General features: G+C 37.7%; 19 protein-coding genes. 7 read left to right on the forward strand and 12 right to left on the reverse strand.

The window, feature by feature from the left end; genetic code table 11:
* Window positions 1-168 precede the first annotated feature (168 nt).
* From E2R67_RS15420 to murJ, 7 genes are all read right to left on the reverse strand, one after another.
* On the reverse strand, window positions 169-507 hold the full coding sequence (locus tag E2R67_RS15420) for a P-II family nitrogen regulator (protein WP_134291844.1): 339 nt from the start codon (window positions 505-507) through the stop codon (window positions 169-171).
* Between the two features lie 205 nt (window positions 508-712).
* Entirely contained in the window at window positions 713-1,657 is a 945-nt protein-coding gene (gene ispH / locus E2R67_RS15425) for a 4-hydroxy-3-methylbut-2-enyl diphosphate reductase (protein WP_134291845.1), read from the reverse strand.
* A gap of 54 nt (window positions 1,658-1,711) precedes the next feature.
* Window positions 1,712-2,152, reverse strand: coding sequence for an FKBP-type peptidyl-prolyl cis-trans isomerase (fkpB, locus tag E2R67_RS15430; RefSeq protein WP_134291846.1), 441 nt, complete (start codon window positions 2,150-2,152; stop codon window positions 1,712-1,714).
* The gene (gene lspA, locus E2R67_RS15435; protein WP_134291847.1) at window positions 2,139-2,678 is read right to left on the reverse strand and encodes a signal peptidase II; all 540 of its coding nucleotides are present in this window, start codon (window positions 2,676-2,678) and stop codon (window positions 2,139-2,141) included. Before lspA ends, fkpB begins: the two co-directional genes overlap by 14 nt.
* Before the next feature lie 83 nt (window positions 2,679-2,761).
* Entirely contained in the window at window positions 2,762-5,593 is a 2,832-nt protein-coding gene (gene ileS, locus E2R67_RS15440) for an isoleucine--tRNA ligase (RefSeq protein ID WP_134291848.1), read from the reverse strand.
* Between the two features lie 25 nt (window positions 5,594-5,618).
* On the reverse strand, window positions 5,619-6,548 hold the full coding sequence (gene ribF, locus E2R67_RS15445) for a bifunctional riboflavin kinase/FAD synthetase (protein ID WP_134291849.1): 930 nt from the start codon (window positions 6,546-6,548) through the stop codon (window positions 5,619-5,621).
* 124 nt (window positions 6,549-6,672) lie between these two features.
* Complete coding sequence (gene murJ / locus E2R67_RS15450; RefSeq protein WP_134291850.1) at window positions 6,673-8,238, reverse strand: murein biosynthesis integral membrane protein MurJ; 1,566 nt, start codon at window positions 8,236-8,238, stop codon at window positions 6,673-6,675.
* A gap of 318 nt (window positions 8,239-8,556) precedes the next feature.
* Here murJ and rpsT point away from each other — a divergent pair, with 318 nt between their 5' ends.
* Window positions 8,557-8,817 carry a 30S ribosomal protein S20 gene (rpsT, locus tag E2R67_RS15455; protein ID WP_134291851.1) on the forward strand — a complete coding sequence of 87 codons (261 nt, stop codon included), beginning with the start codon at window positions 8,557-8,559 and terminating at the stop codon, window positions 8,815-8,817.
* A 104-nt stretch (window positions 8,818-8,921) separates the two neighbouring features.
* Here the strand turns inward: rpsT and E2R67_RS15460 are convergent, their stop codons facing one another.
* The 4 genes from E2R67_RS15460 to efp all read right to left on the reverse strand — a co-directional run bounded on the left by E2R67_RS15460 (window position 8,922) and on the right by efp (window position 11,137).
* Complete coding sequence (locus E2R67_RS15460) at window positions 8,922-9,182, reverse strand: DUF4404 family protein (protein WP_134291852.1); 261 nt, start codon at window positions 9,180-9,182, stop codon at window positions 8,922-8,924.
* A 43-nt stretch (window positions 9,183-9,225) separates the two neighbouring features.
* Window positions 9,226-9,453, reverse strand: coding sequence for a hypothetical protein (locus tag E2R67_RS15465; protein ID WP_134291853.1), 228 nt, complete (start codon window positions 9,451-9,453; stop codon window positions 9,226-9,228).
* Between the two features lie 38 nt (window positions 9,454-9,491).
* On the reverse strand, window positions 9,492-10,472 hold the full coding sequence (gene epmA / locus E2R67_RS15470; RefSeq protein ID WP_134291854.1) for an elongation factor P--(R)-beta-lysine ligase: 981 nt from the start codon (window positions 10,470-10,472) through the stop codon (window positions 9,492-9,494).
* 95 nt (window positions 10,473-10,567) lie between these two features.
* Window positions 10,568-11,137, reverse strand: a complete 570-nt coding sequence (gene efp, locus E2R67_RS15475) for an elongation factor P (RefSeq protein ID WP_134291855.1) — start codon at window positions 11,135-11,137, stop codon at window positions 10,568-10,570.
* 30 nt (window positions 11,138-11,167) lie between these two features.
* Here efp and epmB point away from each other — a divergent pair, with 30 nt between their 5' ends.
* From epmB to E2R67_RS15490, 3 genes are all read left to right on the forward strand, one after another.
* Window positions 11,168-12,184: an EF-P beta-lysylation protein EpmB gene (gene epmB, locus E2R67_RS15480; RefSeq protein ID WP_134291856.1), complete on the forward strand. Its 1,017-nt coding sequence runs from the start codon at window positions 11,168-11,170 to the stop codon at window positions 12,182-12,184.
* Window positions 12,185-12,224: 40 nt separating this feature from the next.
* Window positions 12,225-12,545: a hypothetical protein gene (locus E2R67_RS15485; RefSeq protein ID WP_134291857.1), complete on the forward strand. Its 321-nt coding sequence runs from the start codon at window positions 12,225-12,227 to the stop codon at window positions 12,543-12,545.
* A 427-nt stretch (window positions 12,546-12,972) separates the two neighbouring features.
* Window positions 12,973-13,341: a DUF3461 family protein gene (locus tag E2R67_RS15490; protein ID WP_134291858.1), complete on the forward strand. Its 369-nt coding sequence runs from the start codon at window positions 12,973-12,975 to the stop codon at window positions 13,339-13,341.
* Between the two features lie 84 nt (window positions 13,342-13,425).
* Here the strand turns inward: E2R67_RS15490 and E2R67_RS15495 are convergent, their stop codons facing one another.
* Window positions 13,426-13,806 (reverse strand): DUF4087 domain-containing protein, encoded by a 381-nt coding sequence (locus tag E2R67_RS15495; RefSeq protein WP_208379549.1) that lies wholly within the window; start codon window positions 13,804-13,806, stop codon window positions 13,426-13,428.
* Between the two features lie 377 nt (window positions 13,807-14,183).
* On the opposite strand from E2R67_RS15495, the gene E2R67_RS15500 reads away from it, so the two are divergent.
* The 3 genes from E2R67_RS15500 to mazF all read left to right on the forward strand — a co-directional run bounded on the left by E2R67_RS15500 (window position 14,184) and on the right by mazF (window position 17,514).
* Entirely contained in the window at window positions 14,184-16,262 is a 2,079-nt protein-coding gene (locus E2R67_RS15500; RefSeq protein ID WP_134291859.1) for a DUF4962 domain-containing protein, read from the forward strand.
* 689 nt (window positions 16,263-16,951) lie between these two features.
* Window positions 16,952-17,182, forward strand: a complete 231-nt coding sequence (locus E2R67_RS15505; RefSeq protein WP_134291860.1) for an AbrB/MazE/SpoVT family DNA-binding domain-containing protein — start codon at window positions 16,952-16,954, stop codon at window positions 17,180-17,182.
* Entirely contained in the window at window positions 17,179-17,514 is a 336-nt protein-coding gene (gene mazF / locus E2R67_RS15510) for an endoribonuclease MazF (RefSeq protein WP_134291861.1), read from the forward strand. The genes E2R67_RS15505 and mazF overlap by 4 nt, the downstream gene beginning before the upstream one ends.
* Window positions 17,515-18,530 lie beyond the last annotated feature (1,016 nt).

Below are 18,530 nucleotides of genomic sequence, written 5' to 3' on the forward strand. Positions count from 1 at the left end.
CTTCGAGTGAGTGGAAATCGTAATCTAAAGGCATAAAAAAATCCGATGTTGAGTGAACATCGGATTCTGATCCCATTCGGGTAAAAATCAACTAATTTTTCTTAACTGATCGGCATTAGAACTTAGTTCTCCTTTTTTATTGCTGATTTGTAGAAAGCTTATTAGCGATTAAACTGCTTCACCGTCTTCTTCACCAGTACGAATACGAATAACACGCTCTACAGGGGTAACAAAAATCTTACCGTCACCAATTTTACCTGTTTGAGCCGTTGACATAATTGCTTCAATACAACGTTCAACATATTCTTTTTTAACCACTAATTCGATTTTTACCTTAGGTAAAAAATCAACCATGTATTCAGCACCACGGTATAATTCAGTGTGGCCTTTTTGACGACCAAATCCTTTCACTTCAGAAACCGTCATCCCTGTAATGTCAATATCAGCAAGTGCTTCACGTACATCATCCATTTTAAACGGTTTAATAATTGCTTCTATTTTTCTCATAATAAACTCTTCATGTTGATTTCAAAATAAAGCCTTAGCGACTAAACACTTAAGGCTGTTACTTCGCGCCATAATTTCTAGGCTAGATATGAATAACAATCCTACACTATTAACAAATCATTAAAAAAGAAATTCATTGCTAATTTAATCTACCTCACTGAATTGCTAGCTTAGTCCAGTTTTTATTAACTCGCTAGCGTATCAATTAGTCGATTTGTTTCACTCTAAGTTCCGCAGGAACTTCAAATACAATATTTTCTTCAACGCCGGGATTTTCGATAACGACACCACCACCCAACACTTTTAATTTTTCAATCACAGCCTGCACTAATACATCTGGAGCAGAAGCCCCTGCTGTCACACCGACTCTTGCTACGTCTTCAAGCCATTCGCTTTTAATATCAAATTCATTATCAATTAAATAAGCAGTCACACCGCCATTATCAGCTTTTTCGCGTAAACGATTTGAGTTTGATGAATTCGTTGACCCCACCACTAAAACAAGATCGGTTTTATCCGCTAAATCTTTCACTGCATCTTGTCTATTTTGAGTGGCGTAACAAATATCATCTTTCCTTGGACCTTCAATCTTAGGAAATTTCTCTCGCAATGCAGCAATAACATTAGCCGTATCATCTACCGATAAAGTGGTTTGTGAACTAAAACAAAGGTTAGTTGGATCTTTAACTTCAAGCTGAGCAACATCTTCTGCTGATTCAACCAAATAAATTCCACCTTTCTCACTGTCATATTGCCCCATGGTGCCAACCACTTCTGGATGACCATGATGACCAATAAGAATACATTCTTGGTCACGACGGCTAGCGCGCGTCACTTCCATATGTACTTTAGTCACTAAAGGACAAGTTGCATCAAAGACTTTAAGAGCACGACGTTTCGCTTCAGCACGAACGCTCTGAGCAACACCATGCGCACTAAAAATAACGATATTATCGTCTGGCACTTCGTCCAGCTCTTCAACAAACACTGCACCGCGCGCTTTTAAATCATCAACAACATATTGATTATGTACCACTTCATGGCGCACATAAATCGGCGCAGGGAAAATCTCTAGTGCACGTTCAACGATGCTAATTGCACGATGTACACCAGCACAAAAACCACGAGGATTAGCTAAAATTATTTCCATAAATATCCCACATAAGCGTCGCTGATAATAAGCAACAAATAACCAACACTGACGTTATAAAACTTCTAATACATCCACTTCAAAAGTCACAGTTTGACCCGCTAAAGGATGGTTAAAATCAACGGTCACACTATCCGCTACGATTTCACGAATAATACCTGGAATTTCAGCGCCATCAGGTTGTGTAAAACTAATGATAGTGCCTACTTCAGCAGGAACGTCAGAAGAAAACTTACTTAATTCAATATAATGAAAGTTATCTGGATTAGGTAAACCAAATGCAGATTCAGGTGCAAGCGTAAAACTTTCTGATGCGCCTTCAGCTAAACCTAGTAAACATTCTTCAAAGCCTGGCGTTAAACTACCATCGCCCATTACAAATTTAGCAGGCTTATTATCAACTTTAGTACTATCAACAGCAGATCCATCCGCTAGCTTGATTGAGAAATGCATTAATACTTCGCTTTTATCACCAATCACTTTATTCGTTGTCATTAGTCAGTTCCTTTGTTTTTTCACGTTTTTCTGCCCAGAAAAGCGCATCAATAATGATCATCATCGCACCAATAAAAATAGCACTATCAGCGATATTAAAAGTAGGCCAACGATAAAATCCTAAATCAAAATCTAGGAAATCAATCACGTAGCCAAATAGCAAACGGTCAACCACATTACCTACTGCACCCGATAAGATAAGCGCATAAGCACTATTCATCCAACGTTGGCTCGCAGCGGCTTTTTTCATTGAATAAAGCAAGTAAGAAGAAACTACCACTGCAATACCAGTGAAGAAATATTTCTGCCATCCACCCGCATCACCTAAAAAGCTAAAAGCTGCGCCGTAGTTACGTGCATAGGTAAAATTAAAGAATGATAAAATTTCATAAGACTCATATAAGTCTAATTTTTGAATAGTGAGATACTTTGTCAATTGATCAATCACTAACACAATAATAGTTAGCCATAACCAAGGTAAACCTGAACCCGTACTATTGATTTCGCTTGTATCTTGTTGAGTCATAAGAATTCCAATAAAAAGTTAAAAAAAACGCCTTCAATCATTTACATAACCAAGGCGCTTCAAGATCGTTAATTCGTTATCAATTAAGCAAACTGACGTGTTTCACCTTCGCCGTCAACGTTAGTAATACAACGTCCACACAACTCAGGATGCTTCTCGTCTTGGCCCACTTCTTCACGATGATGCCAACAACGGTCACATTTCGCAGCTTCTGTTTTCAATGCTAATACAGATAAACCTTTAAGCTCTGTTGCGACGGCTTCAGCAGGCGCATCAGCTAACGGCTTAACGGTTGCTTGAGAAGTAATTAATACAAAACGTAATTCATCATCAAGCGTGCTTAACAGTGTGCTAATTTCATCAGAAGCATATAAAGTCACTTCCGCTTCTAAACCGCCACCAATAACAGCATCTTTACGTGCTAATTCTAATGTTTTGTTGACTTCAGCACGAACTGCAATGATTTGAGCCCATTTATCGTTATCTAATATTTCATTATCAGATAAACCAAATAAACCTTCATACCATGTTTCAGTAAATACAAACTCGTTACGTTCGCCCGGTAAACGTCCCCAGATTTCATCAGCTGTGAAGCTTAAGATAGGAGCCATTAAGCGCACTAATGATTCAACGATATGATAAAGCGCAGTTTGACAACTTAAGTGAGCATTGCTGCCTGTTTTCGCTGTGTACTGACGATCTTTAATAATATCTAAGTAGAAACTACCTAAATCAATTGAACAGAAATGCATTAGCTTTTGGTAAACCACATGTAGATTGTAGTTATCGTAGGCTTCAATCACTTCGTTTTGCATGGTTAATGCTTTAGCAACAATCCAACGATCCAATGCAACCATATCTTCAGGTGCCACTAAATCAGTTTGTGGATCAAAACCATTTAAGTTCGATAATAAGAAACGAGATGTGTTACGGATACGACGGTAACTATCTGCGCTACGGTTTAGGATTTCATCAGAGACGGTAATTTCACCCGTATAATCCGTTGAAGCAACCCATAAACGTAAAATATCTGCACCTAAGTCATTCATCACCGTTTGTGGTGACATGACGTTACCCAATGATTTAGACATTTTCTTGCCGTCACCATCAACTACAAAACCGTGCGTTAACACTTCTTTGTAAGGCGCAACGCCATTGATTGCTGTACTTGTTAATAGTGAAGATTGGAACCAACCACGATGTTGATCTGAACCTTCTAAGTACAAATCAGCTGACGCTTGTTGACCATCGGCTTTAGTATATTCATCACGAATCGCAACTACTGAAGCATGCGTAGTACCTGAATCGAACCATACATCTAATGTATCAGTCACTTTACGGTATTGCTCAGCTTCAAAACCTAAAATAGATTCAGGATCTAAATCGAACCAAGCTTGAATGCCTTCTTTTTCGATTTTTTGTGCAATCAATTCCATCATTTCGATAGAGTTTTCATGTAATTCTTCTGTTTCTTTATTTACAAACAGTGGAATCGGCACACCCCATGTACGTTGGCGAGATACACACCAATCAGGACGACCTTCGATCATTTTTTCGATACGGTTTTGGCCCCAACTTGGGATCCATTTTACTTCTTTAATTTCTGCTAATGCGCTATCACGTAAGCCTTTTTGATCCATAGAAATGAACCACTGTGGCGTTGCACGGAAAATGATAGGCGTTTTGTGTCTCCAACAATGTGGATAACTGTGCTTAATGTTGATGTGTTTTAATAACACATTACGTTCAGTTAATACTTCTAGTACTTTATCGTTTGCTTTGAATACGTGTAAACCTGCAAAGAATTCAGTGTCTTCACGGAATACACCGTTATCGCCAACAGGGTTAGCTACTTCTAATTCGTATTTAAGACCTGCAGAGTAATCGTCTTGACCGTGACCCGGTGCAGTATGTACACAACCTGTACCCGCATCGATAGTTACGTGGTCAGCAACAATCGCTGGTACTTGTAAATCTAAGAATGGGTGTTGGAATAATTGTTTTTCTAACGCTGCACCCGTTGTGATTGCTAACACAGTGAAGTCTTCAACTTCATAACGCGCCATACAATCAGCCACTAAGTCGCTTGCTAGAATTAAACGACGTTCGCCAGCTTGTACTAGTGAATATTCAACTTTTGCAGCTAATGCAATCGCACGGTTAGCAGGTAACGTCCAAGGTGTTGTTGTCCAGATAACAGCAGAAATATCGCCTTGCCCTGCATCACCTTGAAGATCAAAACAAGCTAATACCGCATCAGTATCAACGGCATTAAATGCAACGTCGATAGCTGGAGATAATTTATCTTCGTATTCAACTTCTGCTTCAGCCAATGCTGAACCACAATCTGTACACCAGTGCACAGGTTTAGAACCTTTATGAAGATGATCGTTTTTGATGATGCTTGCTAATGCACGAACAATGTTTGCTTCTGTTGCAAAGTTCATGGTTAGGTATGGGTTATCCCACTCACCTAATACACCTAGACGTTTAAAGTCTTTACGTTGACCATCAACTTGGCGTGCAGCATATTCACGACATTTAACGCGGAACTCAGCAGCCGTTAATTTTTTACCCGGCTTACCATGTTTTTGTTCAACTTTAAGTTCGATAGGCAGACCATGACAATCCCAACCTGGAATGTAAGGCGCATCAAAATCCGATAAGGTTTTAGACTTAATAATAATATCTTTAAGAATTTTATTTACCGAGTGACCGATATGAATATCACCATTTGCATAAGGAGGTCCATCATGCAAAATAAATGTTTTTTTACCTTTTTTGGCAGCGCGGATCTTTCCGTAAAGATCTTGCTTGTACCAATTTTTCAACATATTAGGTTCACGATTGGCAAGATTTGCGCGCATCGGGAAGCCTGTTTTTGGTAAATTTAATGTACTTTTGTAATCACTCATTGGTTTTATTCCATCTAACGATCTATTAATTAAGCTGATGCCATTCTCTAGCTTGCTGAATGTCTTTATCAATTTGTACTTTTAGTTCTGCGAATGAATCAAAACGAACTTCATCGCGTAATTTATTTTCAAGTATCACTTCAAGCTGAATGCCATATAAGTCGCCTTGAAAATCAAATATATGTACTTCTAGTTGTTGTCTTTCACCCTGTAAAGTAGGGCGACAACCAATATTAGCGACACCACGATAAACTTTATCGTCAATCCCTAATATCGAAACCACAAATACACCTGAAACAGGTGAAACGCGGCGTTTTAATAATAAATTAGCAGTGGGTACACCGATAGTGCGCCCTAATTTACGACCGTGACCTACACGGCCTGCAATACTGTATTTTCGACCTAACATTTGTTCAGTTTGTTGTAAGTCGCCTTTCGCTAACGCACTGCGAATACGTGTACTACTCACACGTGATGCATTTTGAGATAGGCTTTGTGTATCAACCACTTCAAAACCATATTTTTCGCCAGCTTGTTTTAATAAAGCAAAATCACCTAACCGCTGATAACCAAAATGAAAATCATCGCCTATGACTAAAAACTTAACGTTTAATTTGTTAATCAGTAATTGCTCAATAAATTCATCGGCACTTAAGTTAGCAAATTCATGTGTAAAAGAAACGCACAACAAACGATCTAAATTGAGTTTTTCAAGCTGGACAAACTTATCACGTAAACGGCTCAAACGTCCGGGCGCATTTTTACCTGAAAAAAGTTCAGCCGGTTGTGGCTCAAAAGTCATTACCGTCGCAGGGACTTGTAAACGTTCCGCTTCTTTAAGCAGACGAGACAATACAGCATGATGCCCAAGATGGATGCCATCAAAGTTACCAATGCTCAGCACACAACCCTTCTGTTGATCGTCTAGATTGTGAATTCCGCGTATTAATTCCATGATAATGTCTTAATTAATTGCCAAAACAAAGATTGAAAATACAAAAAAGCCGATTATATATGAAGGCAACAAAGTAATCAGCTTTCATTTTAAGGATTTGTTATTTATTAGCCTGAGTTTTAAGTTAATCCTCAGCCTTAACTTTAAAATGATGAAGTCGCAAACCAAAAACAAAGTTACTCAATAAATAAACAAAGGCGCCACCAGCAATTAATCCAATCAAATAACCAATCGCATGAAATAAACTCATTTCAGTCCACGCCGAAAGTGCTGGAGTCATAAACCACAATAAACTCGCCATCACTGATCCAGAGCAAATAATACGCACCAACACTGCAATACTTTGATTTTGTAATTGATAAATGCCGCCTTTATAAAGGCCAAACCATAATAAACCTGCATTTAACGTTGCCGATAACGCCGTTGCAATCGCCAATCCAACGTAACCAAATGGAATCGCAAAAATGATATTCAGCAGCATATTGCTCACCATCGCAATCACACCGAATTTAACGGGTGTTTTAGTATCTTGGCGCGAGTAATAACCGGGTGCGAGTACTTTCACTAGCATAAAGCTTAATAAGCCACTGGCATAAGCCCATAAACTCATCGCGGACATGCTGACATCTTGCATATCAAACTCCCCGCGCATAAATAGCACACGCAACATTGGCTCAGCCAACACAATTAACCCTAACATGGCAGGAAAACCTAAGAAGAAAACACTGCGGATCCCCCAATCTAAGGTTTTAGCAAACGCTTGCGGAGACTGGCTAACATGTGAAGAAGATAAGCTTGGTAAAATCACGGTGGCAATAGCAATACCAAACAAACCAAGCGGAAACTCTAATAAACGGTCAGCATAGTACAACCAACTAATTGAGCCTGTTTGTAGGAAGCTTGCAATAAAAGTATCTAACAATAAGTTAATTTGACTAACAGAGACACCAAATAAAGCAGGGATCATTAAAGTACGAATTTTCACGACACCTGGGTGATGCCATTGCCAAGTTGGTTTTACTAACAACTTTTCTTTTTTCAAAAATGGAATTTGAAATAGAAATTGAATTAATCCACCTAAAAATACACCAATAGCCAAACCAAATTCAGGTTGAGCAAGTTGAGGAGAAACAAAAATAGCACAAGTGATAATCGCGATATTTAAAAATACAGGGGTAAAAGCAGCAACCGCAAACTTACCTAAGGTATTAAGAATTGCACCAGATAAAGCAGTTAGCGTAATAAACCAAAGATAAGGAAAAGTTATTTTGAGCATATCCGAAGCAAGCTCAAACTTATAGGCTTCCGCTCCGTCATTCCACCACTCTAAGAACCAACCGAAACCAAATAACCCGGTGATCACAGAAGATCCTAAAACACCTAAAATAGTGATCACTGTGATAATTGTACCTAAGGTGCCTGAAACGGCAGAAATTAATTCTTTTACCTGATCACGTGATTTTGTTTTTTCATATTCGGTTAAAACTGGTACAAAAGCTTGCGCAAATGCACCTTCGGCAAATAAACGGCGTAAAAAATTAGGAATTTTATTTGCAAAGAAAAATAAATCGGCAGCCGCACCGGCTCCCATTAAATTAGCAATAACAATATCTCGAACCAAACCTAACACGCGAGATATTAATGTCATCGAACTGACGATCATGCCTGATTTTATTAGCTTTTTACTCACTTCTTATTCCCTAAATTCTGCCACATACTTAACCGATTCAAATTACTTAGATTATTAATAAATGCCAATCAGGGTGATAAAATACACGCTTCAGCTAAATTTAATAGGTTTAACTGCTTTAATATCCAAGAAACAGCCACTCTGCATTTGCATCTGTAATGGGTTGAGTATAAAATGCGCGCAAGTTTAACCATCCACCTGGTTTGATACCAGTTTTTTAATTGGTTAATAAGAAACCATTTGACAATATACGTGTTACAGGGCATATTCCACGACCTTTGATTATCCCTTGTTATACAGAATTTAGGAGTTAAGGTCTTGGCTAATATCAAGTCTTCAAAAAAACGTGCTTTACTAGCAGAAAAAAGCCGTAAACATAATGCAAGCCGTCGTACAATGATGCGTACTTTCATCAAGAAAGTTGTTGTTGCAATCGAAGCTGCAAACAAAGAACTAGCTGCGGCTGAGTTCATTAAATTACAATCAGTTTTAGATGCTTACGCAACTAAAGGTCTGATTAGCAAAAATATGGCTGCTCGTAAGAAAAGCCGTCTTTCTGCGAAAATTAAAGCACTTTAATTCTTCCTTTTAAAAGAAGATTTTATTAAGTGCATTAAAAAACCGACCTAGTGTCGGTTTTTTTATATCTAAAATTTAAGAATGCTAAACATTTATTAAATGAATTAAATCCCCATCCCAGATAACGCATTCATTAAATCTTTAATCACTTTACCTACGACTGGGTTTGTTTCTTCAAACATCACTAACTGTTGTGTAATTTTTTTATCGCGAATACTTTTAGCGGGATCGCCAGAACGAATAGCATCTTGTAACTCATCATGGACCTTTTGTAACTCTCCTGCTGTACATTCATCCGCAACCACACCATCGGCTAGAATATCTGATAGTTTTTCGAATTCAGTTTGCACTTTTTTAATTGGCATAACGACCTCTCTTATCTGAAATACACTAAGTGTAAGTGTACTCTCAATCTTTTTTATTGAGGGTCAAAAATCGGTCAATAAAGCGAGCAAATCTTAAAAAGATGATCACAAACAAAATACTGATCGCAATTAACGCAACTTTAAACCAACTTTCCTGTTGGTAAGCTTGCATAAACAGACTGGATAGATAAATCGCAAACACCCAATACAAGATCCTTAGCAAGTAAGACCAAAAAGGATAGCTTCTATCGGTTAACCATAGTTTTGACATTAACATCTTCCCTGTTAGTTACTTTATAAATAACTTCTCTACGCATTCTCTATATTAAAACTGAGCACATCATTAATATGCGCTTGTTCACTACAAAGCATCAATAAACGATCTAACCCTAACGCGACTCCTGCACAATTCGGTAAATGGTCTAAACAAGCGACAAAACGATGATCGATAGGCATTTCAGCGAGCCCCATTGTTTTACGTAATAAATTATCGGCTTGGAAACGCTGTAACTGCTCTTGGCTATTGTTTAACTCATGAAAACCATTGGCTAACTCAACGCCTTTGTAATACACCTCAAAACGGTCAGCAACACGAGGATCATCTTGATTAATTCGCGCTAAAGCCGCTTGTGACGCAGGAAAATCGTAAACAAAACAAGGGGCTGTTTGACCAATCTTCGACTCTATCGCAATACAAAACAATAACTGCAAAATGGTATCTTTATCAGTTTCATTATCTAACACTTCACCCAGCTGTAAATGTGCACCAGCCAATTTAAGTGCTTCAATACCTGCCGTTAGCGGGTCAACATTAAGATGAGTGATAAACGCTTCTTGGTAAGTACAACGAGTAGGCGTGCCACATTCTAAAATCAAGGTTAATAATGATTGCATTTCATCCATCAATTTATGATGGTCAAAGCCAACGCGATACCATTCCAATAAAGAAAATTCAGGGTTATGAAAACGTCCCGACTCCTCATTACGAAACACCTTTGAAACTTGATAGATACAACCACTGCCAGCCGCTAGCAAACGTTTCATGTGAAACTCTGGAGAGGTTTGTAAATATAATGGCACGCCGCCATCAATAAGCGGTTTGTCACTAATATTGCGTCCGACAAAGGACGTTTTAAAGCAATGTAAATGCACATCTGTCACTGCTGATTGACTTAACGTAGGCGTTTCAACTTCAAGTACATCTCGTTCAGCAAAAAAATTGCGAATTTTTTTTAACATCAATGCGCGCGCATTTAGTTGCGCTAAAGCCGCGTTTGGTAACCAATTCATTGTATTTATCTTATTCCTAAACTAAAAAAACCAGCTTAATGCTGGTTTTTAAAAGGCTGTTAATATGCTTCATTCAAACACATTATTTAGTCGCATTACTTCTTAATACGACCAACATATTCACCAGTACGCGTATCTACTTTAATCACTTCACCAATTTGAATGAATAAAGGAACACGTACCGTTGCACCTGTTGATAGAGTCGCAGGTTTACCACCTGTTCCTGCTGTATCACCTTTAAGGCCAGGATCTGTTTCAGTCACTTCTAACTCAACAAAGTTAGGAGGCATCACAGCAATAGGGTTATCATTCCAAGTTGTAATAGTACAAATATCTTGTTCTACTAACCATTTGTCCATATCGCCTACTGCGTTTGCATCGGCAGCGATTTGTTCAAATGTATCGTTATTCATAAAGTGGAAAAACTCACCATCGTTGTAAAGGTAAGCTAAATCAAAATCCATTACATCAGCGGCTTCAACTGTTTCATTTGATTTGAATGTTTTATCAACCACTTTACCCGAGATTAGTTTACGATACTTAACGCGACTAAAAGCTTGGCCTTTACCTGGTTTAACATACTCATTTTCCATGATCACACATGGCTCATTATCGAGCATGAATTTTAGCCCGCCTTTAAAATCACTGGTACTATATGTTGCCATTATAACCTCTATTACTAAACTGATAAAAAAATGCCTAAAATAATTAACGTGAATGATACCGCTGACTTGCCAACATGGCAAAAGGAACTAGCAAATGCGGTTAAAAATCCACTACAACTATTAGAAATATTGGAGATTGAGCACCAAAATGACCTGATCAGTCAACTTGCGCGTAAACAATTTCCTATGTTGGTGCCCTTACCTTTTGTCAAAAAGATGCAAAAAGGCAATATTAACGATCCATTATTACAACAAGTGCTGCCTATTGTTGACGAAGAGTTAGTGGTGAAAGGTTATACGAGGGATCCGTTAATTGAACAAAACAATCAACAACAGGGGTTATTACACAAATATAAAAGCCGTGTATTACTTATTTTAAAATCAGGTTGCGCTGTAAACTGTCGTTATTGTTTTAGACGCCATTTCCCCTACGCAGAAAACAATATCAATAAGTCACAACTCCAAGAAATTATCAGCTATATAGAACAACATCCCGATGTCAATGAAGTCATTTTAAGTGGTGGCGATCCGCTAATGAGTAAAGATAAACAGTTATTTGAATTGATTGATCGACTTGAAGCGTTACCGCAATTAACACGATTACGATTCCATACTCGTTTGCCTGTCGTGATCCCTTCTCGCATCACTCAAGCCTTAGTCAATCGCCTGCAACAAAGCCGATTTAACGTCGTCATGGTATTGCATATTAATCATGCACAAGAAGTAGATGCTGATTTTGCGGCTGCTATGAAACGATGTCATCAAGCTGGCATACAACTGTTGAATCAAGCCGTATTATTAAAAGGCGTTAATGATAACGAAACGGCTTTAATTACACTTAGCGAAGCATTATTTTCAGTTAATATATTACCTTACTATTTATTCTTGCTTGATAAAGTTGAAGGTGCCGCTCATTTTGATATTAGCGAGCAACACGCTCAGCAGCTACATAAAAAAATGCAAGCAGCTCTACCGGGTTATTTAGTCCCCCGTTTAAGCAGAGAAATTGCAGGACAACAAAGCAAAACCTTAATACATTCGTTATAATAAAAAAATTCGAGAAATAAGAGTCGCACTGGAGACAATGATGAGTAAAGAAAGCGTGCAAGCACAGCTGCAAGAGAACATTAAAATAATTTACCACCGCGCAGTGGATGCCGATAAAGCCTTAGAAGAATTACGTAAACAAAAAATAGCAGGATTTGCGCATATTTTTGCAGATGACACTCCTTTTAAAAATCACGCTGATACTTTTTTACCTTATGTAGAAGAATTAGCAGCGGACTTGCAAGCCATTCAAACCGATACAGAAGAGCATTACTCAACACAATTACCTGCAATCGTAGTGAAAATTGAATTGTTGTTTAAAATGCTAAATGCCTTCAAAGAGAATTTAAAAGCAAAATAAAACGATTTAAGGCAGTGGAAAAAATTAAACTCACTGCCATTACTTTCAATTCCTTGTAAACCTTTACAACATCTCGTTAATATTTCATAAAAACACTCTAATTATCACATTAATCTCACTAATAAATTAAAGAATTTGATCACTAAATAGACAAGGCTATTTCTTTTGCTATATGATTAGATTTTATGCAATTCAGTCAATTTTCATTAAAAGAAGAATAAAGCCCATTGTCGTTACCCCCCAACATAATTAATATGTTAATAAACGTTAACGAACAAATGGAATTTAAAAAAAGAAAACACTGTGTTTTATAATAAGCGCCACAATTAACTAACTAAAAAATAATAAATATTAATAAGTGGCATGGTTAATACAAAACCTAACAAAGGTTTTATTTAATTTAAAAAAGTAGACTTAGGGAGAGAAAATGTATCCAAATTTAAGAGACATCGGGATTCGTAATCCAGAAGACATTAAACGTTATTCATTACGCCAAGAAGGTGAAAAAGATGTTTTAAAAGTCTATTTCAGAAAACAAGGTGGCATGTTAATAGGTAAGAGCAGTAAATATAAATTCCAACGCCAGATGAAAAGAGTAAGCGGTGGACAAAACAACGAAAAATTTACTGACTTATCAGAAATCAATCCAACATTACGTAAAATCATCCAAGAACTGGATAGTTTAAGCGTACAAGTAGGTACAGAGCAGGAACTTAAGAAACAGGTTTTATCTGACTTAAGACACCTACAGGATGTGGTTAACAACAAGATTCAAGAAATAGAAAAGAAGCTTTAGAAGGTTTTCTTCAACAAGTCTCCGATTAAAAAGCGAACATATTAATGTTCGCTTTTTTTATGGTCTGAATTTAAGAAAATAAATCTAGTTCAAGCCAAGAGGAATATGTTCAGCGATCGTTTGATCTTCCAAACACGTTTTAAGCGTCATTTGCTCAGATTGATAAACCTTTGTAATGGAGTTTGTTTCTAGGCTTTTATCTACAGTCAAACAAGCACAACTAAAACCATAATTAACATTGGTTCTTACAAATTGTTGCTCATCATGTAAGGCCGCATAAACTAAATTCATAGAAGCATCATTTAAAGGTGCTTTACCTTGAGCTGAAATAAACCAAAAAGCTTCACTATCTGTAAAAAATAGATTCGCAGGTGATGGATTGTCTAACCAACCACATACTCGTTCTGACGCACTCAATTGAAAAGAAGCGAGCAAAGATAAGGTCAACATTAAATACTTAATCATAAAACCACCATTTATTGACTAGCACAAAAAACATTAATTATAACTGCCAAACATCAGTTTCTCTTGATTTATTTTCACTTACAGCAATCCCACATTATTAAAAAGTGATTAGGCTCGAATATTGACATCATCAATCCCCCTCGAGATTGTAATTAAGTCATACAAATGATATAAAATGTGCACAATTTCGGTGCAAAATTCTCCGCCCGATTTACACAGCCAACTTTCGTTTTTCTATTAATAACGCAAGCCTTAGGCAATAAGAACCCTTAGGCTATCTTATTGTGGCTGAAGAAATGATTTCAACACTCTAAAGCTTTAATGAAACAGCGATAGAGCAGTAACCAGTTTATTAACTCCAAAATTAGAGGTCTTAAATGTCTAACAAGTCTTTTGACGCGATCAAAGCGATCAAATTAGAAAACGACAAATCAGCCGGTAATCTTATTGATGTGATGCCAGTTAAAGTCGAAACTACTAAAATTGATCTTTCTTTCCTTGATAACTTAAGCGTTGATCATCCTCGCTTATTAGTTCAAAGCAAAGATCTTCCAGCATTCAAAGCTAACCTAAAAAGCGATGCGGGTTACTGCAAATTTGATGCATTCATGAACAACTCTACTAACAAGTTCTTAGATGTAGCACCTTACGCAGAGCCAAAAGCTTACCCAGAAGAAACGGTTGGTAAAGCCTCATTATGGCGCCCTTACTGGCGTCAAATGTACGTTAGCTGTCAAGAAGCGTTCAATGCTACACGTAACCTTTCAATCGCAGGTATCGTGCTAGAAGATGAAGCAATTATCGCAAAAGCAAAAGCATGGACATTACAACTAGCGTCTTACGATCCAGAAGGCGTAACGTCTCGTGGTTACAACGATGAAGCGGCTTTCCGTGTTATCGCTGCAATGGCTTGGGGTTTTGACTGGTTACACGCTTACTTCTCTGATGAAGAACGTGAAACAGTAAAACAAGCGCTAATCGTACGTTTAGAAGAAATCATGCATCACCTTAAAGTGACTGTTGATTTATTAGCTAACCCATTAAACAGCCACGGTGTTCGTTCAATTTCTTCAGCGGTTATTCCAACTTGTATCGCGTTATACAACGAATACCCTAAAGCTCGCGAATACATCGAATACGGTATTGAATACTATGCAACGCATTACCCACCATGGGGCGGTAAAGACGGAGCATGGGCTGAAGGTCCAGATTACTGGAACACACAAATGGCCTTCCTAGGTGAGTCTTTTGATCTATTAAAAAGCTACACCTCTATCAACATGTTCAACAAAGAGTTCTACAAAAATACAGGTGATTTCATTCTTTACTGTATGCCTGTTCACTCTCGTCGTGCAAGCTTCTGTGACCAATCAAGTATTGGTGACTTCCCAGGTCTAAAACTAGCTTACAACATCAAACATTTTGCTGGTGTAAACAACAAACCTGAATACATTTGGTACTACAACCAATTAAAAGCACGTGATACTGAAGCACATACAAAATTCTACAACTTCGGTTGGTGGGACTTTGGTTACGATGATTTACGTTTTGATTACCTATGGAACGATATGCCTGAAGTTGCGCCTTCTAACAAGCCGCTACTAAAAGTATTCCCAATCACTGGTTGGGCAGCATTCCACAGCAACATGACAAACCGTGAAGAGCATATCCACATGGTTTACAAATGTAGCCCATTTGGTTCAATCAGCCACTCACACGGTGACCAAAACGCATACACATTACATGCATTTGGTGACACATTAGCGGCAATCACTGGTTACTACGGTGGTTTCGGTGTAGACATGCACATCAAATGGCGTCGTCGTACGTTCTCTAAAAACCTACCATTATTTGATGGTAAAGGTCAGTACGCAGAGAATACAACAACGAAATTTGAAGGCGAGCACCAAGATCGTTACTGTATTGAAGCTGGCGGTAAAATCAGCGATTACGATACAGAATCTGACGTGTTATTTGTTGAAGGTGATGCATCAACTTCATACCAATTCCACAACCCAGATCTTGAATCTTATAAACGTAAAATCTGGTTTGCGAAAGGTAAAGTATTTGTAATGCGTGATACTGCAACCATTAAATCAGAGCAAGATCTGACTTGGTTATTGCACACAACTTTCAAAACAGAAACAGCAAAAGACTCGTTCAAAATCATTGGTGATAACGCGACTTTAGACGTGTCATTCATTAATGACAGCAAAGACGATCTACTTTCAATTGAAAATGTTGAAGGCTTTGGTGAAGTTGATCCTGCTGAATACGCTGATTTAGAAGTTCACCGTCACGTTGAAGCTAAGTTTAAAGCGAAGAAAGAGCACAATATTCTAACGCTATTAGTACCAAGTAAAGCAAAAGGTCCTAAAACTGAAGTTTCACATAAATTAGTAGGTAACACATTAGAGTTAACTATTGATGGTGAAGTAGTAACTATCGAGCTTTAAGTTTAACTTGTTAAGTTAACAATTAAGCTTAATAAAAGGCCGCCTATAGCGATATAGGCGGCCTTTTTGTTGTCGCAACAACGTATGCTTTGGGAAACGCAAACTCATTTTACTTTTTTCACCTAGTTTCCGCATTGGCTAACACTTTCAATGGATTAGTTTGTTGAGTAGATTCGTCTTTTCTCGTCCCCATGGTCTCCGTGGGGATGCATATTCATTCAGTCTGGTTTGAGATTTAGTTCGTCTGCGCTCATTGGTGCTGTTTGATATTTATTAACTTTGATTTCGCCCTGTCGGCGACCAAACTTTCTCTGAACAGCAGAGAAAGTTGGCAAAGAGACCTGTCACCGAATCGCTTTCTTATCCAAACAATGCACTCCTTTCTTATCGCACCAGTTCATACGGCGCGTCCATGCGCCGAATGAACTTACAGCAAACGTCCTGTTTGCTGTTGCTGAAAGGAATCCATCACTTGGAAAAGCTCAACGGTGGGGATTCGTAGCCACATTGAGCAAGGTTTTATCATGTAGAAACACTCTATTCCGAGTTTCCACTAAAAATGCAGAGTAATTCGGTTTAGCTACACAGTTATAAACCTCGTTATATTTCACAAGTATTTCATAATGAGTATTGATCTAACGTCTTTTCGTATATACAATGTATACACATCTATTTTTTGGGAGAATACTATGACTGTAGCAATATCAAAATGGGGAAATAGCGCGGCACTTCGCCTACCTAAAAATATATTAGAAACATTAGCACTACATATCGGCGATAAAGTTAACTTAGTTCAAAAAGGGCAAACAGTTATTATTGAGCCTTGTAAACCTTCTCTTGAAGATTTGTTATCGAAAGTAACTGATTGTAATAAGCATGAAGCAGTGTTCAGCGATCAAAAGGGTAATGAACTTTTATGAGTTTTGTACCAGATGTTGGTGATGTTGTTATTGTCGATTTCAACCCTCAAGCGGGTCATGAGCAAGCAGGTAAAAGACCCGCTTTAGTCTTGAGTCCTAAAAACTTCAACAAAGTAACTGATTTTGCTTGGCTATGCCCAATTACAAATCAAGCTAAAGGTTATCCTTTTGAAGTTATGGTAGAGGGAAGTAATAAAACTACAGGGGTAATTTTAACAGATCAAATGAAATCTCTTGATTGGTCTGCGAGAAACCTCCATAAGGTTGACATAGTAAATTCTGATTGCCTTTCAAATGTTAAATCTCTTATCGCTACTATCCTTTCTATATAAGCTTATAACAAGGCGTTACATTGCAATCGAGAAGAACCCTTGAGCGATTTTAAAAATCAATTTATTGATCTATAACCCACTTGCTGGAAGAATTAACGAGTTCAAATCTTGCTTTTGCCTTTTAAAAATACTTATCCAAAAACTCGTCAGAAAATCAGTACTCAATTTGGCCACAACAGCACTGCAGTTGAGCTTTTTATAGCCACCATAGTCTTTGTGGGGATACATATTCAACAGCACCTTCATAGACTTTAACTTGGTAAGGAAAGTTCGTCTTCGCTCATCGATGCAGTTTGATGTTTATTTGCAGTGGTTTCGCCCTGTCGGCGAGTTACTTTTCTCTCTGCCAGCAGAGAAAAGTAACCAAAAGAGACTGGCCCGTATCGTTTTTTTAATCTACTCTTTTGAAAATATAGTAATCACTCCCTTCTTAACGCACCGCTCATAAACACGATACTGCCGTATCATTCGCTGCCTTAGCTTGCTAAAGGCAGTGATTGATTCAGAAAAACGTAACGGGGAATTGGATGTAGCCACATAGCTTTTATTTATTGATTTACAGACTCTAAATAAAAAAAGCTACCTATAATAATATAAGTAGCTTTTGCAGTATAAATACCTTGTTTTATAAATTAACGTGGCATTGATCTTTTATGTTTGCATACGTATACAAGTACACCATTTTGACGACGTAGATAAGCGCATACATCAACAATTTTTTGTTTAGAGCTCATAATAGTTCTCTCAATTATTTCAATAAAGAGGAAATTCGGGATTGAGGTGAACATTAAGAAAAGGTATGCTTGCCATTGGAATTTGGGGGCAACCTTGTCTTTATAGACTTGAATCCTCTAGTGTTGAGCCTTATTTAAACTATTGGCGTAGTTTAAATCGCTGACCCTGTAAATAATTCTGTGTAATTACCATTTTTACAGATGTTTTTTCAAGCGGTCTTCAAACTCTATTATAAACCGATTCATGGCAGCTCTCCAACTATGGATCGGTTTTGACCATTT

This window comes from Psychromonas algicola, from assembly GCF_004378355.1.
Classification (GTDB): Bacteria; Pseudomonadota; Gammaproteobacteria; order Enterobacterales; family Psychromonadaceae; genus Psychromonas.